Below are 23,166 nucleotides of genomic sequence, written 5' to 3'. Positions count from 1 at the left end.
CCTCTCAACCTTCGGTGGAGGGGGGCACCCTCGGTGCGGCCCTTCCTCGGTGCCCCCCGGCGTTGGGCCCGCCAGTTACCTGAATCTGAGGTAGCGCCAGTGCCACAGATAAGTGAATTTTTTCAGAAAGCGGCTGCGCCTGTACTTTCCGGTATGCGCCACGACAGCCGATATGCCTATGCTTGATCGAATCGAACGCGCACTGGTCGCCAGCAATCGCTGGCTGCTCATCGTGCTGCTGCAGGCCATGGCCTGCATCGTCTTTGCCAACGTGGTGCTGCGCTACACCACGGGCGACTCCATCATCTGGGCCGAGGAAGTGGCACGCCACATGATGATCTGGGTCACCTTCCTGGGCGCGGGCCTGGTGCTGCGCTTTGGCGGCCATGTCGCCATCGACAATCTGCACCGCGCGGTGAGCACGCGCACGGCGCGCATTCTGCGGGCCATCGTGGTCGTGGGCATTGCGGGTTTTTGCGTCTTCATGACCTATTTCTCGGTGCTCTACGCCTGGGCCACGCGCTTTCAGACCACGGCCGCGACCGACATCCCGATTTCCTATATCTATCTGGCGATGCCCGTGGGCTTCGCGCTGATGCTGGTGCACCTGCTGTTCATCGCACGCAACTACATCACGGCCGGCGACCATGCCGAGTCCGAAGAGATGGATGCAGACGCCGCAGCGTCCATCTGAAGACCCATCCAAAAGAGGTTCAAGCACCATGGGTATCACCCTTTTCATTGCCATCATCGTCCTGCTCGTGCTGGGCTTTCCGGTGGCCTTCGCGCTGGCCATCTCGGCCGCGCTGGCCGTACTCGTCGGCGGCCGCTACCCGCAGCTGGTGGTGTTCAAGGAAATGTTCACCGGCATCGACAGCTTTCCGCTGATGGCCGTGCCATTTTTCATTCTGTCGGCCGAACTGATGTCCGGCGGCGCGCTGACCCATGTGCTGCTGCGCTTTGCCGCGCAGTTCGTCGGCCACCTGCGTGGCGGCCTGGGCTACGCCAACGTGCTGTCGCTGACGCTGTTCTCGGGCATCTCCGGCTCGGCCCTGGCCGACGCCGCGGGCCCGGGCTCGATGATGGTCAAGATGATGGACAAGGCCGGCTACTCGCGCGCCTACGCCGCGGCGCTCACGACCAGCACGGCCGTCGTCGGGCCCATCATTCCGCCTTCGGTGAGCATGATCATCTATGCGATGCAGGACGAGAACGTCTCGGTCGGCGGCCTGTTCATGGCCGGCTTCATTCCCGGCATCATCATCGCGCTGGCCATGGCCGGCGTGAACTGGTGGATCTGCAAGAAGCGCAACTACCATTCGTCCGAGGCGCGCCCCACGGCGCGTGAAATGTGGGTCACGAGCTTCAAGGCGATTCCGGCGCTGATGCTGATCGTGCTGATCGTCGTCGGCATCCGCTTCGGCATCTTCACGCCCACCGAAGCCTCGGTGGTCGCGGTGTTCTACGCGCTGATCTGCGGCAAGTGGGTCTACCGCACGCTCGAATGGAAGGCCATTCCCGGCATCACCGCGCGCGCGGCCATGCTCACGGCGTCGGTGCTGCTGGTCATGGCGACGTCGGCGGCATTTGCCTGGGTGCTCACGGTGGAAGGCATTCCGCAGTACCTGTCGGAGCTGATCGTCGGCTGGAATCTGTCGCCGACCATGTTCCTGGTCGCGGTCAACATCCTGCTGCTGGTGTTCGGCATCTTCATGGAGCCGCTGCCCGGGGTGATCATCCTGGTGCCCATCCTCGCGCCCATCGCCTTCAGCCTGGGCATCGACCCCACGCACTTCGCAATGGTGGTGATCGTCAACCTGACGCTGGGCATGATCACGCCGCCCGTCGGTGGCCTGCTGTTCGTGACCGCGGTCGCGACGCGTGTGTCCATCACCGATCTCACGCGCGAAATGCCGCTGTTCCTGGTGGCCCACCTGCTGGTGCTGGCGCTGCTGACCTTCGTTCCCGAACTGTCGACCTGGCTGCCGCACTCGCTGGGCTTCCAGTAAGTCCGCGCCCCCCAGCCCTGCACAGGCCCCGCATGTCGGGGCCTTTTTTATTGCCGCCGGGCCGCCCCAAGGCAATAAGCGCCCCCGTGGGGGCAGCGGCTACACGCAGTGAGCAAGCGTGGGGGCCTTTTTTATTGCCGCCGGGCCGCTCCAAGGCAATACGGGATGGGGGGCTTGCCCCCCAGGCGGCTACACGCAGTGAGCAAGCGTGGGGGCCTTTTATTGCCGCCGGGCAGGCCAGGCGCTGTACCCGGACCTGCCGTGCTTCGCGAAAATAAGACTACAAATCTATTGATAAATAAATACAATAGTATTTTCCTATCACTCATGCAAACACCAGGGCGTGATGCCCAGCTGCCTTGACACGCCAGCGCTGTCGTCTGTGCGAGGCCATGCGAAGAGCACAGGCATCGCAGGAGCGGTGCAGCGCCGGCTGGTCAAGCAGCGGATTTCCTCAAGAGCCCCCAATGAAAATCATCATCACTTCCCTTGTTCTGCTGACCTGTCTGGTGGCAGCCAACCCGGCCAAGGCAGATGCCGTCGCTCCCGGTCCATCGGTCACCAAGGAAGCCGCAATCAGCAATGACTTCAGCTACCTGCGCTACCGTGTGGACCACGAGGTGCATGCAGATGCCAGCAGCGTAACGACCGAGACCTTTGAAATTCTGTTGAAGACCCCTGCTGCGATCGACCAATTCAGCCAGATCTATCACAGCTACAGCGAAAAGATGGAGACGCTGGAAGTGCTCTCGGCCTATACGCTGACCGCCGACGACCAGCGCCATGACGTTGCGCCAGAACGCATCTACACCCAGGAAAGCTATTCCAGCGCCGCCGCGCCGATCTATGCGGACCACAAGGTACGCGTCATCGTGTTCCCTAACCTGGCGCCAGGCAGCCGCCTGGCATACCAGATACGCCGCACCCGGAACATTCCGCATTTTCCAGGCTACTTCAGCCTGCTGGACACCTTCAGCATCTTCGACCAGCATGAGAATGCCGAAATCACTCTGACGGCACCCGCGGACCTGCCGATGAATGTATTCAGTCGCGATGTGCAAGGCAGCAACACCGCGACCCTGCGCGATGGCCGAGCACACTGGCGCTGGCAATATCAACGCAAGGAGCCATTGAAGGTGCAGAACCGCTGGGCAGCGGCGTGGACCTTCAGCCCGACCATCATGGCCAGCACTTACAGCGACTGGTCACAAGTCGCCAAGGCCTACCAGGTGAAGGCAAAGCCGGCGGCCGAGGTCACGCCGGCGATAAAGACCCTGGCGGAGAAAATCACGCAGGGCGTCACCGATCGCCGTGCCCAGGCCGCGGCCTTGCACCATTGGGTGGCACAGAATATTCGCTATGTCGCGGTATATCTGGGCAATGGCGGTCTCGAGCCCAACACCGCGCAAAGTGTTCTTGACCACCATTATGGTGATTGCAAGGACCATGTCGTATTGCTCGAAGCGCTGCTGGCCGCCAAGGATATCGCCAGCTCGCCGGCCCTGATACGCGCGGGTGGCGGCCCGCTTCTGCCCAGCGTTCCCCTGGTGGAGCATTTCAACCATGCAATAACCTATATCCCCGAGTTTGATCTGTACGTGGATTCGACCCACCCCTGGGCGCGTTTTGGCCAGTTGTCCAGCGAGAACCTGGGCGCCCCGGTGTTGCACACCCACCAGGCACAGCTGGCGCACACGCCGCCCAACGATCACCTGCGCAACCACACCACGACCACCACCGAGCTTGTTTTCGACAAAGCGGGCAACCTGCAGGGCCAAGCGAAGGTGCAATTGAGTGAACTGGACGAAATCAGTCTGCGCGCCCAGCTCTCCCAACTGAACTCCCAGAATCGAACGGCTGTGGAGGAGTCCACCATGGCCGCCTGTGGCATGAATGGCCATGGGCGTATCGAGATGCAGGGGGATCCCTTCGACCTGGGCCGTCCGTTCAGTGCCAGTTATGCGTTCCGGGCGGACGACTTCATCGATTTCGGCATGGTCGGAGGCATCGCCGTGCCGCAACCACCGGCCAACGGGTCTTTCCGTCACGTCGCGGCAGGCACCGCGGCACCGGCCAACGCCACGCCATTTCAGTGCGATGCGGGGCTGAGCGACGAAACCTATCACATGGAATTTCCAGCCGATATCCCCATCATTGCCATCCCGGCCAGCCAGCATTTCCGCAATGCGGCCGGGGAGTACCTGATGGAATGGAAACGCCAGGGACAGCGCGTGAGCGTCCACCACAGGCTTCAATTGAATGCCATGCGCGGCAAAGGCGCACTGTGCCAACCGCAGGATTACCCGGAACTCCGGGCCCTGTACCTGCAGGTGAAGCGCGGTTTTCGTGGACAGATCGTCTATGGCAGGCTTTCGAACGCTGCGCGCCACCCAGCGCGGCGCTGACGGCCTGGGCCTGGACGCGCTGGGCGTGCCGCCCGCCACGCAGGCGCTGCAAACGCAGCGCGCTCAGCCGCCGACGATGGCCGATACGTCCAGCACATACATCTGGCGCTGGTGCTCGTGCACCGAGTCGATGCAGACCTGGCGGCCGTCGCGGCTCCAGCGCGGGTGCAGGTCGCAGCGGTTTTCCTTGCTCAGGTCGGGCGTGGCGTAGAAGCTGCCCAGGTTGCGGCGCTCGCCGGTCTGCATGTCGAACAGGAACAGGAAGCGCTCGTGCGTGCGGTCGTCGGGGTAGGTGTCGCTGAGCAGCCAGCGCGTGCTCACGGGCGAGAAGGTCATGTGGCCGTTCTCGACCAGCACGCCGCGCCCGACCACCTGCACTTCCCCGCCTTCGACGTCATGATAGAGGTGGTAGTGGATCTCGCCCGCATGCGGGCCCCAGACGATGATGTGGCTGTCGTCCTGCCACAGCGGGTGCGAGATCTGGTATTCGGACTTCTCGTAGTCGAACGTGCCCACGGCGCTGGGGTCGAAATCCGCGGCGAGCTGCGGCAGCGGGTGGTCCGAGCATTCGAGCAGGCGCATGTCCGAGCCGTCGGGGTTCATGGTGATCAGGCGGTGCAGGAAGCAGGTCTCGTCCTTGACGCGCTCCGTCCAGCGGTGCAGGAACAGGATGCGCGAGGACGCGGGATTGACTTCGATGTGGCTGACCCAGTGGATGGCCTTGTCCATCGAGTCCCTGGGATGAAACGCCTTCAGGTCGGCATAGCTGACCAGCAGCGCGGCTTCGCCGGTGTTCATGTCCATGCGCCAGATGCCGTCATCCTGGGGCGCGAGCGGCAGCTCGAACGGGCCACCGGCTTCGCTGTAGCCAATCGTTTCGTGCGTCACATACAGGCGCCGGTAGTCGACCGACAGCGCCCATTGGCTGCTGGGCGCGACCACGTAGACCGGCATCGGCAGCACGCGGCGCGCGCGCATGTCCACGTCGACCACCACCGCGCCAAAGCCCGGGTAGCGTGCCGCCATGTCGCCCGTGCGATCGTTGTAGACCAGCTGGCGGCCCGGCGCGCCGGCCAGCCATTGCAGCTGGCTGCCCATCTGCCAGTTCCAGGCGCCGGTCTCGCCTACGGCGTGGAAGCGGTCGCCGTCGAGCGTGTCGAAGTAGCCTATCGTGGCCTTGGCGTCGGGCGTCAGATACTGGTCCATCGCGGGCGTGCGCTGGCCCGCGATCAGGCGGTTGCTCCGGTCCCAGTTGGACTTGTTGTAGTAGCCGAAGAAATGGTGCTGGCTGCCATCGCCCACGCGGCGGCAGGGCACGTAGGGGGCGGCGTTGGAAGAGTCGGTCATGTGGAAAATGAGATGCTCAAATGAATCTGCCCGGCGGTCCGGGCAGAGGGATATCGGGGGTGCGCGCCGGCCCGGCCTCAGTCGGCCGAGACCTTGCCTTCGAGGATCACGCGGTCCCAGCGGGCTTTTTCCTGGGCCACGAAGCGCTGGGCTTCGGGCAGGCTGTTGGCCACGGCCGTCATGCCCTGGTCTTCGAGGCCCTTGCGGAACTCGGGTGTGTTGATCACCTTGCGCACATCGGCGCTGATCTTCTCGACGATGGCCTGCGGCACCTTGGCGGACACGGCTACCGTGGTCCACGAAGTGGCCTCGAAGCCCTGGATGCCGGCTTCGGTCGCCGTTGGAACGTCGGGCAGCGCGGCCAGGCGCTGCTTGCCGGTCACGGCCAGCGCTTTCATCTTGCCGCCGCGGATGTGGCCCAGCACCGTGGGCGGGTTCTCGAACATCAGCTGGATCTGGTTGCCCAGCAGGTCGTTGAGCGCGGCCGAGCTGCCGCGGTAGGGCACGTGGACGATGGGTGCGCCCGACTGCAGCTTGTAGAGCTCGCCCATCATGTGCACCGACGAGCCCACGCCCGCCGAGCCGAAGTTGACCGTGCCCGGCTCCTTCTTGGCCAGCGCCGTGAGCTGCTGCATGTCCTTGACCGGCAGGGCCGGCGCGGCGACCACCACATGCGGCATTTCGGCGAGCACCGTGACCACGCGCAGATCGGCGGCCGGGTTGTACGACAGCTTCTTGTAGATGCCATAGGCCGCGTGCAGGCCTATGGAGCCGACCATCAGCGTATAGCCGTCGGCGGGCTGGTCCGTGACGTAACGGCCGCCGAGGTGGCCGCCCGCGCCGGGCTTGTTCTCGACCACCACGGTCTGCTCCCAGAGGCGGCTGAGCCTGTCGGCAAGCATGCGTGCCTGCACGTCCGAGCTGCCGCCGGCGGTGAAGGGCACGATGATGCGCACCTGGCGCGCGGGGTTGGGAAAGGCCGCATCGCTGGACCAGGCGCTGGCCGAGCAGGCCATGAGGGTGGCGGCCAGGGCCGTCAGCCCCCAACTCCGGCGCGTGAATTGCTTGTTCATGTCTATGCCTCTTGGAAAATCCTGCCGCAACGGAAAGCGGCCTGTGTGAATCCAGTGTAGGCAGCGCAGGTCACGCAGGAAAATGCATTTTTCCGCGTCAGCTATACATGATTGGTATACCCTCGCCCCATGCCCCGCCCTCTGAGTTTTCGTGAAATCGAAGCCTTCCGCGCCGTGATGCAGACCGGCACGACCACCGCCGCCGCGCAGCTGCTGCACACCACCCAGCCGTCGGTCAGCCGCCTGCTCGCGCAGATGCAGGCCGGTGCGGGCCTCAAGCTGTTCGACATGCACAAGGGCCGGCTGCGCCCCACGCCCGAAGCGCTTGAACTGTTCGCCACGGTGCAGCAGCATTTCGTCGGCCTGGAGCGCATAGAGCGCGACCTGCAGGGCCTGCGGCTGTCGGGCGCGGGCACGCTGCGCATAGGCTGCACGCCGGCGCTGGGCCTGTCGGTGCTGCCGGCCGTGGTGCATGCGTTCGTGCAGCAGCACCCGAGCACGCCTATCAGCCTGCAGACCCTGGGCACGCCGCATCTGCGCGAAGGCCTGCAACTGGGCCAGTTCGATCTCGTGGTCAGCACCATGGCGATCGATGCGCCCGACCTGAGCGCCAGCGTGCTGCACCGCAGCCAGGCGGTCTGCGTGATGCACCCGGGCCACGCGCTGGCGCAGCGCCAGGCGCTGCATGTGAGCGACCTTGCCGACCAGTTGCTGCTCACGCTCAACGCCGACGACAACATCTTCCTGCAGTTGCAACAGACCATGCAGCGCCATGGCGTGCAGGCACGCTCGACCATCGAGACCACCTACTCGTCAACCATCTGCTGCCTCGCGGCCGAAGGCACGGGCATAGGCGTGGTCAACCCCTATGTGGCGAGCAAATTTGCCTCGGAACTGGCCATCCGGCCGCTGCTGCCGCAGTGCGCGGTCGAGATCGCGCTGGCCCTGCCGCTGCACCGCGCGCCTTCGGGCCGGGCCGATGGCTTCGTGCAGCTGCTGCAGCAGCACCTGCAAAACAGCCAGGCCCCGGACTAGCCACGGCGCCGGCAAACCGACATGTGTCACTGGTTGGCCGTCGGCGCAGCAGGCCTCGGCCGCGCGGACCTCAAAAGCCCTGGCGCGCGGCCTTGCCGATCTTGCGATGGATGCGCGCCATGAGGTCTTCGGCCTGCGCCGAGTCCTCGTCCGCGGACGCCGCCAGCGTGCGCAACTGACGCGAGGCGGGCCCGGCATCGCCGGCCAGCGGCTTGCCGGCGCAGATGCTCATGCGCGCCGGCACCGTGCCGTGCAGAAAATAATCGGCCACCTTCTCGTCGACGCATGCCTGACCGTAGGGAAACAGGCCATGCTTGTATTCGTTTTCCACCACGATCAGGCTGGCATTCGGCAAGCTGTTCAGGTTCGCCTGCGCGCTTTCCACGGGGGTCAGCGCATCGAAGCGGCTTTGCAGCAGCAGCAACGGCCCGGCCGTGCCCGCCGCCGCCAGCGGCGGCCTGGGCTTCACCGGCGCGCCCCAGTAAAGACAGGGATTCTCGGTGGCCGCTCCGCCGCTGAACGGATAGCGCGCCGCATAGTCGTTGCCCACGTCGATCCAGTGCTGCTCATTGCCGCGGGTGGCCAGATCGTTGCAGCGCACGCTGACATTCACCGCCGTCGGCGGCAGCAGCAGGGTGCTCTCGCGCGTGCTCGAAGCGAACAGCCCGTCCGCCAGCCTGTGCGCGGCCATGGCCGTGGCTGCGTTTTCCGTCTCCGTGGGAATGAACGCGTGGGCTGCGATCGCGGCATGCAACTGGTCTTCATCAGCCGTTGGATTCTGCTGGCGCAAGGCTTGCAACTGGATGGCCGCGTTCAGCAGGAAGCCGTTGTTGCGGATCTCCGCGGGATCATTCACATTGATCGCCGAAAACAGCACCGATTTGACTTGCGGTGACAATGCCAGCAGCGCATCGCGCAGTGCGCCGGCGCTGCTGCCCTGGTTGAACAACTCCGGGTGGCGGGCAGCGTAGGGCAGCACGACCTCGTCGATCACGCGCTGGCGGCCCATTTCCTGCAGCAGGGTGGCGTCGTCGAGGCTGGCCGTGACATCCATGCTGCTGTCGAGCAACATGCGCCCCACGCGCTCGGGAAACAGGCTCGCGTACCAGGCGCCGAGCCAGGTGCCGTAGGAATAGCCGATGTAATGCAGTCGCGCATCCCCGAGCAGCGAGCGCAGCAGATCCATGTCGCGCGCGGTGGCGTCGGTGTGGATGTGTTTGCTCAATGGGTTCTTGCGACAGGCCTGGGCCTCCAGGCGCGCGTTGCGCAGTGCATTTGCGAGATTCTGCGGGCTGCGGTCGAAAGTCAGACTGAACTGGACTTCCTTCAACTCCGGTGAGTAGCAGGTCAGGCTGCTGCTCGCGCCCACGCCGCGCGGGGAAAAGCCGATCATGTCGTAGCGGTTGGCAAGCTGCTGGAGCAGCTTGCCCGTAGGGCTGTCAGGGTTCGCATACCGCCACAGCGCGCCGTGCAGTGCTGCGAAACCCAGGCCGTCGGCACCCGGCCCGCCAGGGTTGAACAAAATCGCCCCCGCGCGCTGCTGCGGCTGCTCGGCAGCGACCCTGAGTACCGCCACCTGCAGCTCCCCCAGACCGGGGTGGCTGTAATCCAGCGGCGCGCGCATCAACGCACATTGGGCGCGTTCACCCAATTGCGTCAGCGCATTGTCACCCTCGCCCAGCAGGGTGGGATCGCAGGCTTGCCAATCGAGTTTCTGCTGCGCAAAGGATGTCCATGGGTCCTCCTGGGTTCCGCCGCCGCAGGCAACCAGCAGCGCTGCAAGCAGCGCCGCGCCGGTCAGCCGGCAGGGACGCAGCAGCGATGCCATACGGAATGCCCTGGAGCCATCGAGACGCCCTTGCCCCGAGAGTCCCGCCTGGACGCCCCTACGCACCGGCTTCACCGGGAAGCGGCTTGCCGGCGCAGCTGCTGGTGCGCAGCGGCAGTGTGCCATCGAGAAAATAATCGGCGACCTGGACATCGACGCATTCCGTTCCATAGGGAAACAGGCCATGCTCGTACTCGTCTTCGACCATGATCATGCGGGCATTCGGCCAGGCCGCCCATGTCGCCAGCGCACTCTCGACCGGCGTGGCCCCGTCGTAACGGCTTTGCAGCATCAGTATCGGCAGGCCCTGGCCCGCGGGCAGCGGCGGCATCTTGCGCGGCGGCGCGGGCCAGTAAAGACAAGGCTTGGCGACGCCACTGCCACCCACCATGGGATAGCGGGCCACATAGTCGTTGCTCACGCCCAGCCAGTACTGCTCATCGCCCTGGCTGCCGGTATCGTTGCAGCGCACGGTCATGTTCACCGTGAACTCGGGCAACAGCCACACCGCGCCTTGCGCGTCCACTTCGGCCCAGCTCTCCTCCACGACCTTGTTCTCGTCCTCATCCTGCGCCTTGATCAGCTCGAGCGCCATTTGCACTGCGGCCTCATTGATGCGCGGCAGCGGCGAGAAGGCGTGGCTCTGCGCCAGGGTCTGCAGCGCTTCCCCGTCCGCGTCCGGGTGGGCATGCATCAATTTGCCCAAACCGACGGCAGCGCTCATCCGCAGCACGGCGCGCTCGATCAAGGAGGAGTCCTTGAAATCAATATCGTCGAACAACGCTTCCTGCAGCGCCGGCGGCAGCGCCAGCAGCGCCTCACGCAGTGCGGCAGCACTGCCAAGCTCCAATTTGTCCTGATGGCGCTCGGCGTAGGGCAGCATGATCTCGTCCAGAATCCGCTGATTGGCCATTTCCTGCAGCATGAACTGACCGTCGAGGCCCTCCACCATGTTGAGGCTGCTGTCGAGCAGCATGCGCCCGACGCGCTCCGGGAACAGCCGCGCGTACCAGTTGCCCAGCCAGGTGCCGTAGGAGTAGCCGATGTAATGGAGCTGGGCATCCCCCAGCAGGCCACGTATCAGATCCATGTCGCGCGCCGTGGCCTCGGTGTGGATGTGCTGGCTCAGCGGATTGTTCACGCAGGCCTGGGCCATCAGGCGCGCATTGTGCTGTGCCTGTTGCAGGTTTTCGGCACTGCGATTGAAGGTCAGGCTGTCCTGCTCTTCGAAGGAGCCAGCCACATTGCAGACCAGCGGGTTGCTGGCGCCCGTCCCGCGCGGCGAAAAACCGATCAGGTCGTAACGGTTGCCCATCTCGCGCAGCCGCGTACCGCGGACATCCTCAGGGCTTGCCTGCGCCCACTGCGCACCATAGACGAGCGCCGAAGCCTGGCCATCCTCACCCGGCCCACCGGGGTTGAACACGATTGCCCCCAGGCGGCGCTGCGGCTGCGCCGCGGCCACGCGCAGCAACTCTATCTGCAATTCGCCCTGCGCGGGGTGGTCGTAATCGAGGGGCACGCGCATCAGCGCACAGCGCGCGCGTTCTCCCAATGGCGCGAGTTGTTCCTCATACTGCTCGCCGTTCAGTTCAGGATCACAGGCTTGCCAATCGAGCTTCTGCTGCGTGAACGCGGCCAATGGACCGGGCGGAATTTGCGGGGCTTCGACGTTGGCATCACCGCCGCCACCGCAAGCCATGAGCATGGCGCAAAGCAGCGCAGCGCCGGTCAGGCGCCCAGGACGCAGCCGTGACAAGCCAGGATATTTTCTTGCGGGTGCACTCAGGGATTCTTGGCAGGTCTCAATCATGGAAGCGCCCTTCTCCAAGCATCTGGATGACTATTTAGTCACTTCACCCGGAAAAAGTTCCTTGTTCTGGCACCCACCGTCCATGCTGCCGCTGGCAGCAGCATCTAGCGCACCTCCACCAGATCCGCATCGCAGCCCATGCCGGCCGCAATCCAGCGCCTGGCCAGGCGCAGCCACAGCCGGCCGCGCCAGCGCCGCCAGCGGCCGGGCGCGGCTGCCAAGGCCTTGGCATCTTCAAGCACGCCGCAGCGGTAATGTGCGCCCTCTTCGTCCCAGCGCAACGCGCTGCAGGCACCGAGCCTGCGGCGCGAGACCAGCATGCCCATGGGGCAGGGCTCGGCCAGGCAGCACAGGCCGCAGCCATTGCAGGGCGCGCCCAGCACCGGCTTGGCAGGCGCCTGCGCATGCCAGTGCACGGCGTATTCGCGCATCAGCCGGGGCGCCCTGCCTGGCTATGCATCTTCATCTTCATCTTCATCTTCATCTTCATCTTCATCTTCATCTTCATCCCCGCCCAACTCCTTGCCTGCGCAGCTGCTGATGCGCGCAGGCAGCTGGTCATGCAGAAAATAATCGGCAACCTGCTTGTCCACGCAAGCCGTGCCGTAGGGAAAAACTCCGTGTTGGTAGTCATTTTCGACCACGATCATTTTCGCGTTTGGCAAGGCATCCAAGGTCTTCAGCGCGCCTTCGAAAGGTGTCGCCGCATCGTAACGAGTTTGCAGCATCAGCAGTTGCCCGGCCTTGTTAATTTCGGCCAATGCCGGCATTTTCTTGACAGGTTCGCTCCAATAAATGCAGGGGTTATAGGAGAACGACTCCTTGGCCAAAGGGTATTTCTCCGCAAAATCCTGGAACAGCGCACTCCAGTACTGGTCGGTACCGACCGTGGCCACCGATGGCTGTGGACCGGCATCGTTACAGCGTATGCTCCAATGCACAAATCTATCCTGATCCAATGCTTGTCCCACCGGGCTGAACAACTGATTGGACAGTTCATAGGCATACTCAGCCACTTTCGGAATGGCGAAAGCGGATGATCCCGCTATCTCGGCTTTCAACTCCTGCAAACTGGCCTGCGGTTTTTGAGTCAGCAGATCCTGCAGACCGAGTGCTGCGGCGGTCACGAACGTATCGCCATTGAGTTCGCCGGAAGATTCATATATCCAGGAGCTGATCAATCTCGACTTCACCTTCGCGGAAAGCGCAAGCAGACGATTGCGCAGCACAGTGACGTCATTACCGAGGCCGAACCGGTCGGGATGGCCTGCGGCATGCGGCAGCATCACTTCATCAACGATGCGCTGTTCGGCCTGGGCCTGCATGAGGAACGCATCCTCAAAACTGCCGGTGATATCCAGGCTGCTGTCAAACAGCATGCGCCCGACGCGCTCGGGAAACAGCCCCGCATACCAGGCGCCAAGCCAGGTGCCGTAGGAATAGCCGATGTAGTTGAGTTTCTCTTCACCCAGCACGCCGCGCAGCAGATCCATGTCGCGCGCGGTGGCGTCCGTATGAATATGTTGGGTCAATGGATTAGCGGCACAGCCCTCTGCGAAGACGCGTGCGTTGTACTGGATTTTCCGCAGGTTTTCCGGACTGGGATCGACAAAGAACTCATTGACCAGCACCTGTTCTTCGGTCAACTCACAGTTCAACGGGCTATGGCGTCCCGTACCACGCGGTGAAAAACCAACCAGGTCGTAGCGACGCGATATTTCCCGGAGCAGCCCGCCCGCCTCTCCCGGGTCGGCATCCGTCAACGTCAAGCTGGTGGTCGATGCCACAGACAGGCCCTCACCACCAGGCCCCCCCGGATTGATCACAATCGCCCCTAGCTTTTGCGATGCTTGTTCGGCGGCCACCTTCAAAACCTCTATTTGCAATTCGGCCGACGACGGGTCGGCGTAATCGAGCGGTACGCGCATCAACGCGCATTGGGCGCGTTCGCCCAATTGCGCCAGCTCTTCACGGTCGTCCTCATCCTCGATCAACGACGGATCGCAGGTTTGCCAGTTCAGCGTTTGCTGTTTGAAAGAGGCCAACAGATCTTCCGGCGTTTCCACGCCAACACCCATGCCGCCACCGCCAGCGTTACCTCCGCCTCCAGCGCTATCGCCATCGCTGCCGCCGCAAGCCACGAGAATGGCGGCGAACAGCGCCGCGCCGGCCAGCCGGCTGGAACGTCGCAGCAATGGCCAGCGGGATGTCGGCGGAACCAAGAAACCGGGGGCAGACTCAAGCATAAAAACTTTCTTGCGAGGCGAAGTGGATCAGTGCGACCGCCACCCCCCGGGAAAGCCTCCAACGCCGCGCTGAAGCCACGGCGGCTCATGGAGGGTGTTGACGACTTTTAGTAACCTCGCCAAAACGCAAGTTCCGCCCCCTGCCACCGCTGCCTATGGCCTGCTCACGCATCAGTGCGGCTGAGTTACCCTGCCCCGCGCCAGCACCGACGCCAGCGCCTGGCCGGTATGCGTACCCTGTGCCACCAGCGCTTCGGGCGTGCCCGCGGCGACAATGCGCCCGCCGCCGTTGCCGCCTTCGGGGCCCAGGTCTATGACCCAGTCGGCTTCGGCGATCACATCGAGGTCGTGCTCGATCACCACCACCGAATGCCCGCCGTCGACCAGCCGGTGCAGCACTTCGATCAGCTTCTCGACGTCGGCCATGTGCAGGCCCACCGTGGGCTCGTCGAGCACATACAGCGTATGCGGCGCCTTGTTGCCGCGGCGCGCGATGTCGTCGCGCACCTTGGTCAGTTCGGTCACCAGCTTGATGCGCTGGGCCTCGCCGCCGCTGAGCGTGGGCGAAGGCTGGCCCAGCGTCAGATAGCCCAGGCCCACGTCCTCGAGCAACTGCAGCGGATGGGCAATCGCCGGCATGCTGGCGAAGAAGCCCACGGCTTCGTCGACTTCCATCTGCAGCACGTCGCCAATGCTCTTGCCGCGCCAGGTCACGGCCAGCGTCTCGGGGTTGAAGCGCGCGCCGTGGCAGGTGTCGCAAGGCACCTTGACGTCGGGCAGAAAGCTCATCTCTATGGTGCGCAGGCCCTGGCCTTCACAGGCCGGGCAGCGGCCTTCGCCGGTGTTGAACGAGAAGCGGCCCGGGCCATAGCCGCGCGCGCGCGCTTCGAGCGTATCGGCAAACAGCTTGCGTATCGTGTCCCAGAAACCGATGTAGGTCGCGGGGCAGGAGCGCGGCGTCTTGCCGATAGGCGTCTGGTCGACTTCCAGCACGCGGTCTATGCCTTCGAAGCCGCGCAGTCCCGCGCAGCCGATCAGCGCCGGCGCCTGGCCGGCGTCCATGGCCTCGCGCCCGGCAAAGGTGCTGCGCTGGCCTACCCAGGCCGCGACATTGGTCCAGAGCACGTCGCGCGCCAGCGTGGACTTGCCCGAGCCGCTGACACCCGTGACGGCCACCAGGCGCTTGAGCGGCACATGGGCGTCGACGCGCTGCAGGTTGTGCAGGTCGGCGCCGAGCACGCTGAGCCAGCGCTGCGGACCGCTGCCGCGCGGCAGCGGCTGGGCCAGCGCCGCGTTCGCGGCCGCGCTGTCGGCCTGCAGTGCGGCCACGGCATCGGCGGCCATCTGCTTTTTCGTGCGCTTCCTGGGCGCCTCGGTCGCTGCAGGCTCGGCGGCCTGCGCAACGGGCGGCCAGACCACGGGTCGGCGCGGCTGGAACGGGTGGCGCATGGCGTGCAGCAGATAGCGGCCCGTGACCGAATCCTCGGCCTGCATCACATCGGCGGGGCTGCCTTCGGCGACCAGGCGGCCGCCGCGCTTGCCCGCGCTCGGGCCGATGTCGATCACATGGTCGGCGCGGCGGATGGTGTCTTCGTCATGCTCGACCACGACCAGCGTATTGCCCTTGTCGCCGAGCTTGTGCAGCGCATTGAGCAAGATGTGGTTGTCGCGCGCATGCAGGCCTATGGTGGGCTCGTCGAGCACATAGCACACGCCCTGCAGGTTGCTGCCCAGCTGGGCCGCGAGCCGGATGCGCTGCGCCTCGCCGCCGCTGAGCGTGGGTGCGCCGCGGTCCAGCGTCAGATAGCCCAGGCCGACCTCTTCGAGGAACTCGAGCCGGCCCAGGATCTCGGGCAGCAGGTCGCGCGCGATGCCGGCTTCGCGGCCGGTGAGCGTGAGCTTCTGGGCCCAGGTGCGCACGTCGTTGACCGCGAGGCTGGCGATATCGGTGATGCCCACGCCGTGGAAACGCACGGCGCGCGCCGTGGCATTGAGCCGCGTGCCCGCGCAGCAGGGGCAGGTGACATCGGCCAGGCCCTCGACTTCCTGGCCCTCGAACTTCACTTCGCGGCCGCGGTTGTCCTCGGCCATCAAGGTGTCGTCATAGACCTGGCGCTGGTCCTTGGTGAGCCTGACGCCCGTGCCCACGCAGTCGGGGCACCAGCCATGCTTGCTGTTGTACGAGAACAGCCGCGGGTCGAGTTCGGCATAGCTGGTCGCGCAGACCGGGCAGGCGCGCTGGGTCGAGTAGGCTTGCAGCTTGCCGACGCCGGCCGTGCTCTGGCCGCCGGCCATGGCCGCGCCCAGGTCCTCGATGCCGCTGAGCACATGCAGCACGCCCTTGCCCAGTTCAAGCGCCTGGGTCAGGTGGCGGCGCAGCTCGGCTTCGTTGGCGGGCGAGACCTGGATGCTCGCCACGGGCAGGTCGATGCTGTGCTCCTTGAAGCGGTCCAGCCGCGGAAAGCCCGTGGTCGGCAGGAACTCCCCGTCGACGCGCAAATGGGTGTAGCCGCGCGGCCGCGCCCAGTCGGCGAGTTCGGTATAGACGCCCTTGCGGTTGACGACCAGCGGTGCCAGCAGGCCGATGTGCTGGCCGCGGAACTGCGTCATCAGCTGGGCGGCGATGCTGTCGGGCGTCTGCGGCTCGACGGCCGCGCCGTCGTGGATGCAATGCTGGGTGCCGAGCTTCACATACAGCAGGCGCAGGAAATGCCAGACTTCGGTGGTCGTGCCCACCGTGGACTTGCGCCCGCCGCGCGACAGCCGCTGCTCGATGGCAACCGTGGGCGGAATGCCATAGACCGCGTCGACTTCGGGCCGGCCCGCGGGCTGGACGATGGAGCGCGCATAGGCGTTGAGCGACTCGAGGTAGCGGCGCTGGCCTTCGTTGAACAGGATGTCGAACGCCAGCGTGGACTTGCCCGAGCCGCTGACGCCCGTGACGACGTTGAACTTGCCGCGCGGAATCTCGACCGACAGCTGCTTGAGGTTGTGCTCGCGCGCGTTGACGATCTCGATCACGTTCTTCGCGGCCAGCGCGGGCAGCGCCCGGGCCGCGCGCGGGTAGAGCATGGGCGCGACTTCGGTGACCAGCTGGCCACCCACGCCCATGGCCAGGTCGTACTCGCGCAGCGCCTGGGCGGTGTGCGAGCTCGGGTGCTGGCGCACATCCTCGGGCGTGCCCTGGGCGACGATGAAGCCGCCGCCCTCGCCGCCTTCGGGGCCCAGGTCGATCAGCCAGTCGCTGGCGCGTATCACGTCGAGGTTGTGCTCGATGACGATCAGCGAATGGCCGGCTTCGAGCAACTTGCGCAGCGCACGCATCAGCTTGGCGATGTCGTCGAAATGCAGGCCCGTGGTCGGCTCGTCAAAGAGAAACAGCGTGCCCTTGCGCGCGATCGCCTGGCGCGACTTGGACGCGGTCTTCGCGGCCTCGGCCAGGAAGCCCGCGAGCTTGAGGCGCTGGGCCTCGCCGCCGCTGAGCGTGGGCACGGGCTGGCCCAGCTTCACGTATTCGAGCCCGACTTCGACGATGGGCTGCAGCGCGCGCAGCACGTCGCGGTCCTGGGCGAACAGCTGGGCCGCCTCGCTCACCGTGAGTTCGAGCACATCGGCCACGCTCAGGCGGCGCGGCTGCAGTTCGCCGACCGCATGGCGCTCGATGTGCACTTCGAGAATTTCCGGGCGATAGCGCCGGCCGTCGCAGTCGGGGCAGCGCAGGTAGACGTCGGACAGGAACTGCATTTCGACATGCTCGAAGCCCGAGCCGCCGCAGGTGGAGCAACGGCCGTCGCCGCTGTTGAAGCTGAACTTGGAAGCCGTGTAGCCGCGCTGGCGCGACAAGGGCAGCACCGCGAACAGCTCGCGTATGCTGTCCCAGGCGCCGACATAGCTCGCGGGGTTGGAGCGCGCGGTCTTGCCTATCGGCGACTGGTCGACGAACACCACGTCGCTCAGGTGGTCCGCACCCATCAGGCGGTCGAACGCGCCGGCGGAGTCCGTGGGCTTTCCGAAGTGGCGCAGCAGCGCGGGCGCGAGCACGTCCTGGATCAGCGTGGACTTGCCCGAGCCGCTGACGCCGGTGACGGTGACCAGGCGCTGCAGCGGGAAGTCGAGATCGAGATGCTGCAGATTGTGCTCGCGCGCGCCTTCGAGCACCAGCCGCGGCGTCGAGTCCGTGACCATGCGCTTGAAGCCGAAGCCCACCTGCTTGCGCCCGCCCATGTAGGCGCCGGTCAGCGTGTCGGCATGGCGCAGGTCTTCGGGCGTGCCGTCGAACACGATCTGCCCGCCGCGCGCGCCCGGGCCAGGCCCCATGTCGATCACGCGGTCGGCGGCAAACATCACGGCCGGGTCATGCTCGACCACGACCAGCGTATTGCCCGCGTCGCGCAGGCGCTGCATGGCTTCGGTGATGCGCAGCATGTCGCGCGGGTGCAGGCCTATGCTGGGCTCGTCGAGCACGAACAGCGTATTGACCAGCGAGGTGCCCAGCGCCGTGGTCAGGTTGATGCGCTGCACTTCGCCGCCGCTGAGCGTGCGGCTTTGCCGGTCCAGCGTCAGATAGCCTATGCCGACGTCGGCCAGGTACTTGAGCCGGGTGTGAATCTCGGCGTGCAGCATCTTCAGCGCCTGGGCTTCGCCGTCCGAGGCCTGGGCCTGTTCGGTAGGCACCAGCGTGGCGAAGAACTGCTGCAGCCGGTTGATCGACAGCCGCAGCAGATCATGCAGGCACAGGCCGGGCAGCGCTTCGAGCTGGGCGCGGCTCCAGGACACGCCCGCGGGCATGAAACGCTGCGCGGGCGGCAGCACGGCGTCGGCGCCGGCCTTGCAGCCCAGGCGCCACAGCAGGCTTTCGGTCTTGAGGCGTGCGCCCAGGCAGGTCGGGCATTCGGTGTAGCTGCGGTACTTGGACAAGAGCACGCGGATGTGCATCTTGTAGGCCTTGCTTTCGAGGTATTCGAAGAAGCGCTTGATGCCGTACCAGGTCTGGTTCCACTTGCCGTTCCAGTTCGGCGAGCCGTCGAGCACCCAGGCCTTCTGCTCGACCGTCATCTTGGCCCAGGCGGTGTCGCGCGGAATGCCTTCGGCTTCGGCGTGGCGCAGCAGGTCGTCCTGGATTTCCTTCCATGCCGGCGTCTGGATGGCCTTCACCGCACCGGTGCGCAGCGTGAGCTTTTCATTCGGAATCACCAGCCCCCAGTCGACCCCGATCACGCGGCCGAAGCCGCGGCAGGCCTCGCAGGCGCCGACGGCGGAGTTGAACGAGAACAGCGAGGGCATGGGCGTGGTGTAGCCCAGGCCGCTTTCGGGGCAGTGCAGGCCCAGCGAATAGCGCCACAGTTCGGGCGCGCCTTCCTCGGGCAGGCAGTAGACGGTCATATGGCCGCTGCCGCGCTTGAGCGCGACTTCTATGGCCTCCATCGCGCGCGCGCGCTCGGCCCGGCCCAGGCGGAAGCGGTCGGCGATCACGTCCAGCATCTTGACGCGCGTGGGCGCGGCCACGGCCTTCCTGGCCTTGCCCTTCGCGCCTTCGGGCGGCGCCGCGGGTGCGAGTTCGACTTCGCGCTCGGCCTGGACCTTGGTGAAGCCGCTGGCCGAGAGCCACTGCTCGACTTCCTCGGCCGAGGTATTGGCCGGCAGCTCGACCGCAAAGGTGATCGCCAGCCGCGGATCGCCCGCGGCCGCGCTGCGCTGCTCCAGCGCTGCATAGATCGACTCGGCCGTGTCATGCCGCACCGGCAGCGCGGTCATGCGGTCATGCAGATGGGCCGCGCGCGCGAACAGCAGCTTCAGGTGGTCGTTGAGCTCGGTCATCGTGCCCACCGTGGAGCGCGAGTTGCGCACCGGGTTGGTCTGGTCGATGGCGATCGCCGGCGGCACGCCTTCGATGCGGTCGACGGCCGGCTTGTCCATGCGATCGAGAAACTGCCGCGCATAGGCGCTGAAGGTCTCGACATAGCGGCGCTGGCCTTCGGCATACAGGGTGTCGAACACCAGGCTCGATTTGCCGGATCCGCTCGGGCCCGTCACCACCGTCAACTCGCCTGTGCGAATGTCGAGATCAACGTTCTGGAGGTTGTGCTGGCGCGCGCCGCGAATGCGGATCAGTCCCTGGGACATACAAGCAGTCTTTCTGAATGAAGGCGAGCCATTCTAGAACTGGACCTGTGGAGCGCGCCGCGCACGCCGATAATGCCTTTCAATTACTGTGTATTTATTCAGTGATTTTTCATATTTCGGCCCATCAACAGGCGCTGGGGGCGAACAACGCATAAAAAAACCTCCCTGCACCGAAGCGCAGGGAGGTCGAGGCTTTCAAGCGCCGGCCAGGGCCAGGCTCAGGCCATTAGAAGTTGTGGCGAACGCCCACTGCCAGCGAGCTGAAATCCGCGCCTGCAGGGCCGCCCTGGTAGCTGATGTTCGCGCCGTTGTCGACCTTGGTGTAGTAGCCGTAGACCTTGGTGCGCTTGCTCAGGTTGTAGTTGTAGCCCAGGGTCCACTGGTTCGCAGCCGTGCCCGACAGGTTGGTGCCGCCGGCCTTGATCTTTTCCGCGCGGCCGAAGTTGGCGTGCAGTTCGGAAGCGCCCATGGTGTACATCGCGGCCAGACGGTAGGCATGGCGCTTGGCATCGGTGGTCGTGCCGTTGATGTTGTCCAGCGTGGCGTACTGGTAGTACGCGCCCAGGGTGAACGCACCCAGGGCGTAGGAGCCGCGCAGCGCGACTTGTTGGGCTTCACCCGCGAAGCCACCGAACACGCCGGTCACAGCCTTGTTGCTGGTGTAGCCCAGGCCCAGGCCCAGGGGGCCGGCGTTGTAGTTGGCCGACAGGTCATAGGCGTTCTTCGCGCCAGCCACCTTTTCGCTCAGCGAAACAGCACCTTCAGCGCTGAAACCGCCGAAGGCGGGCGAGCGGTAGCCGATCTTGTTCACGTCGCGCATCACATAGGCATACAGCACGTCGGCCGAAGTGCCGGTGTCGTGGTTGTGCATGCTGATGTAGTCGGCCGTGGCGTAGTACGAATCGGCAATGAAGTTACCCAGACGCACGGCACCGAAAGCGCCCGACAGGTTCAGTTCGCTTTGGCGACCGAAGAATTGCGCAGCAGTCACGCCGGTGTCGGAAGCGAAGCCGCTTTCGAGCTGGAAGCCGGCCTTGAGGCCGCCGCCCAGGTCTTCCGAACCACGGATGCCCCAACGCGAAGCATTGTTGTTCAGACCGGTGACCTTGGTGTCGCCGACCTTTTGATGTTCGACCGTGGTGTTCACGCGGCCATAGATGGTGACGCTGCTTTGGGCCATGGCGGCCGAGGTACCGGCGGCGGCCAGAATGGCCAGCAATGCGCGTTGGGTGTTGTTCATGGGTATTCCTGGAATTGTGGGGTTCGACTCGGAGTAGACAGGACGACGACGCGTCAGACGCGTCCACTCCGGGCTACGGTGAAAATTCTAGGATGCCGCAGGGGGGTGTAAAAGCTTCGCGCATGTGACATGCACCAATTTGATGCTTTGCCACCACACTTTTCAGGATTCACGCACCATTTACGGCCTGACAAGGCGCCCAAGCTCGCTTGAAGAGCCCGGAGCAGCCCCGGAAACCAGTGATCCGGGGCCGCCCAAGCCGCATGCACCGCTCAGGAGGCGCACCCTCTCAATCCCCCGCGTAGATGTCGATGTCCTTGGTTTCACGCACGAACAGCGTGCCGACGATCGCCGTCATGCCGGCAATGATGATCGGGTACCAGAGACCGCTGTACATGTTGCCGGTCTGCGCGACGATGGCAAACGACATCGTCGGCAGCAGCCCCCCGAACCAGCCATTGCCGATGTGGTAGGGCAGGCTCATCGAGGTGTAGCGGATGCGCGTCGGGAACAGTTCGACCAGCATGGCGGCAATGGGACCGTAGACCATGGTCACCAGCAGCACCAGATAGGTCAGGATCACGACCATCATCACCTTGTTCATCTTCTCGGGATCGGCCTTGGCAGGATAGCCATCCTGCTTGAGCACTTCGGAGACGGACTTCTTGAACGCCACGTCCTTGGTCTTCGCGTCTTCCGCCGTCAGGCCCTTGGACGAGAAGCTCGGGATTTCGGTCGCGCCGATCTTGATCACCGCTGGCGTGCCTGCAGGCGCGTCGACGGCGTCATAGCTGACCGAGGCCGAAGCCAGCACCTGCTTGGCCACGTCGCACGAGCTCGTGAACTTGACGGTGCCCGTGGGGTTGAACTGGAACGAGCATTCGGCCGGATCGGCAACGATCACCACCTTGCTCCTGGCCTGGGCGGCGGCCAGATCCGGGTTCGCGGCTTCGGTCAGCGCCTTGAACACCGGGAAGTAGGTCAGCACCGCCAGCACGCAGCCGAGCATGATGATGGGCTTGCGGCCGATCTTGTCCGACAGCGTACCGAACACCACGAAGAACGGCGTCGCGATCAGCAGCGAGGCAGCGATCATCAGGTTGGCCGTGACCGCATCCACCTTGAGCTGCTGCGTCAGGAAGAACAGCGAATAGAACTGGCCCGTGTACCAGACCACGGCCTGGCCGGCCGTGAGGCCGAACAGCGCCAGCAGCACCACCTTGAGGTTCTTCCACTGTCCGAAGGATTCGGCCAGCGGGGCCTTCGAGGTCTTGCCTTCGGCCTTCATTTTCTGGAAGGCGGGCGACTCGGACAGCGTCATGCGGATCCAGACCGACACGCCCAGCAGCAGGATGGAGACCAGGAACGGAATGCGCCAGCCCCAGTCGGCAAACGCGGCTTCGCCAAGCGCCGTGCGCACGCCCAGGATCACCAGCAGCGACATGAACAGACCCAGCGTCGCCGTGGTCTGGATCCACGAGGTGTAGGCGCCGCGGCGGCCATGCGGCGCATGCTCGGCGACATAGGTCGCGGCACCGCCGTACTCCCCGCCCAGCGCCAGGCCTTGCAGCATGCGCAGGATGATCAGGATCACCGGAGCGGCCACGCCGATCGAGGCGTAGGTCGGCAGGATGCCGACGATGAACGTCGACAGGCCCATGATCAGAATCGTCACCAGGAAGGTGTACTTGCGCCCGATCATGTCGCCGAGGCGGCCGAACACCAGCGCGCCGAAAGGCCGCACGATGAAGCCTGCGGCAAACGCCAGCAGCGCGAAGATGAAGGCCGAGCCTTCGTCGAGTCCGCTGAAGAACTGCTTGGCGATGATGGCCGCCAACGAACCGTAGAGGTAGAAGTCATACCACTCGAAAACCGTGCCGAGGGATGACGCAAAGATCACTTTGCGCTCTTCGGGTGTCATGGGGCGTGGTACCGCCCCTTTGACACCCACGCCGGGTGAAACGTTGATGGCCATTCTGTTGTCTCCTGTTGGTTATTGGTACCGCCGACAGCGGTCACCTCCATTCTTGGAGACTGCACTGACCCC

The 23,166-nt window shown here is 65.0% G+C and carries 13 protein-coding genes; 4 read left to right on the top strand and 9 right to left on the bottom strand.

What is annotated here, in order from left to right; all coding sequences use genetic code 11:
* Window positions 1-178 precede the first annotated feature (178 nt).
* The 3 genes from GVL12_RS20335 to GVL12_RS20325 all read left to right on the top strand — a co-directional run bounded on the left by GVL12_RS20335 (window position 179) and on the right by GVL12_RS20325 (window position 4,414).
* A complete protein-coding gene (locus tag GVL12_RS20335; RefSeq protein WP_159917384.1) occupies window positions 179-694 on the top strand; it encodes a TRAP transporter small permease in 516 nt (171 codons plus the stop codon).
* 28 nt (window positions 695-722) lie between these two features.
* The gene (locus GVL12_RS20330) at window positions 723-2,009 is read left to right on the top strand and encodes a TRAP transporter large permease (protein ID WP_159917383.1); all 1,287 of its coding nucleotides are present in this window, start codon (window positions 723-725) and stop codon (window positions 2,007-2,009) included.
* 467 nt (window positions 2,010-2,476) lie between these two features.
* Window positions 2,477-4,414, top strand: coding sequence for a DUF3857 domain-containing protein (locus GVL12_RS20325; protein WP_159917382.1), 1,938 nt, complete (start codon window positions 2,477-2,479; stop codon window positions 4,412-4,414).
* 63 nt (window positions 4,415-4,477) lie between these two features.
* Here GVL12_RS20325 and GVL12_RS20320 read toward each other — a convergent pair whose 3' ends face one another.
* The gene (locus GVL12_RS20320; protein ID WP_159917381.1) at window positions 4,478-5,761 is read right to left on the bottom strand and encodes a hypothetical protein; all 1,284 of its coding nucleotides are present in this window, start codon (window positions 5,759-5,761) and stop codon (window positions 4,478-4,480) included.
* Window positions 5,762-5,838: 77 nt separating this feature from the next.
* A complete protein-coding gene (locus GVL12_RS20315; protein ID WP_159917380.1) occupies window positions 5,839-6,834 on the bottom strand; it encodes a tripartite tricarboxylate transporter substrate binding protein in 996 nt (331 codons plus the stop codon).
* A gap of 129 nt (window positions 6,835-6,963) precedes the next feature.
* On the opposite strand from GVL12_RS20315, the gene GVL12_RS20310 reads away from it, so the two are divergent.
* A complete protein-coding gene (locus GVL12_RS20310) occupies window positions 6,964-7,869 on the top strand; it encodes a LysR substrate-binding domain-containing protein (RefSeq protein ID WP_159917379.1) in 906 nt (301 codons plus the stop codon).
* Window positions 7,870-7,939: 70 nt separating this feature from the next.
* Here the strand turns inward: GVL12_RS20310 and GVL12_RS20305 are convergent, their stop codons facing one another.
* The 7 genes from GVL12_RS20305 to GVL12_RS20275 all read right to left on the bottom strand — a co-directional run bounded on the left by GVL12_RS20305 (window position 7,940) and on the right by GVL12_RS20275 (window position 23,094).
* Window positions 7,940-9,697, bottom strand: a complete 1,758-nt coding sequence (locus tag GVL12_RS20305; protein WP_159917378.1) for an alpha/beta hydrolase — start codon at window positions 9,695-9,697, stop codon at window positions 7,940-7,942.
* 58 nt (window positions 9,698-9,755) lie between these two features.
* Window positions 9,756-11,405 (bottom strand): alpha/beta hydrolase, encoded by a 1,650-nt coding sequence (locus GVL12_RS20300; RefSeq protein WP_159917377.1) that lies wholly within the window; start codon window positions 11,403-11,405, stop codon window positions 9,756-9,758.
* A gap of 209 nt (window positions 11,406-11,614) precedes the next feature.
* Window positions 11,615-11,941 carry a hypothetical protein gene (locus GVL12_RS20295; RefSeq protein ID WP_159917376.1) on the bottom strand — a complete coding sequence of 109 codons (327 nt, stop codon included), beginning with the start codon at window positions 11,939-11,941 and terminating at the stop codon, window positions 11,615-11,617.
* A 21-nt stretch (window positions 11,942-11,962) separates the two neighbouring features.
* A complete protein-coding gene (locus GVL12_RS20290; RefSeq protein ID WP_159917375.1) occupies window positions 11,963-13,756 on the bottom strand; it encodes an alpha/beta hydrolase in 1,794 nt (597 codons plus the stop codon).
* Window positions 13,757-13,927: 171 nt separating this feature from the next.
* A complete protein-coding gene (gene uvrA / locus GVL12_RS20285; protein WP_159917374.1) occupies window positions 13,928-19,879 on the bottom strand; it encodes an excinuclease ABC subunit UvrA in 5,952 nt (1,983 codons plus the stop codon).
* A 226-nt stretch (window positions 19,880-20,105) separates the two neighbouring features.
* Window positions 20,106-21,119: a porin gene (locus GVL12_RS20280; RefSeq protein WP_159917373.1), complete on the bottom strand. Its 1,014-nt coding sequence runs from the start codon at window positions 21,117-21,119 to the stop codon at window positions 20,106-20,108.
* A 289-nt stretch (window positions 21,120-21,408) separates the two neighbouring features.
* Window positions 21,409-23,094 (bottom strand): MFS transporter, encoded by a 1,686-nt coding sequence (locus tag GVL12_RS20275; RefSeq protein WP_159917372.1) that lies wholly within the window; start codon window positions 23,092-23,094, stop codon window positions 21,409-21,411.
* Window positions 23,095-23,166: the final 72 nt, after the last annotated feature.

Origin of the sequence: Pantoea sp. 18069 (assembly GCF_902706035.1) — a bacterium.
In the GTDB taxonomy this organism is placed as follows: Bacteria; Pseudomonadota; Gammaproteobacteria; order Burkholderiales; family Burkholderiaceae_C; genus Comamonas.
This window is presented reverse-complemented; position numbering and strand designations above follow the sequence as displayed.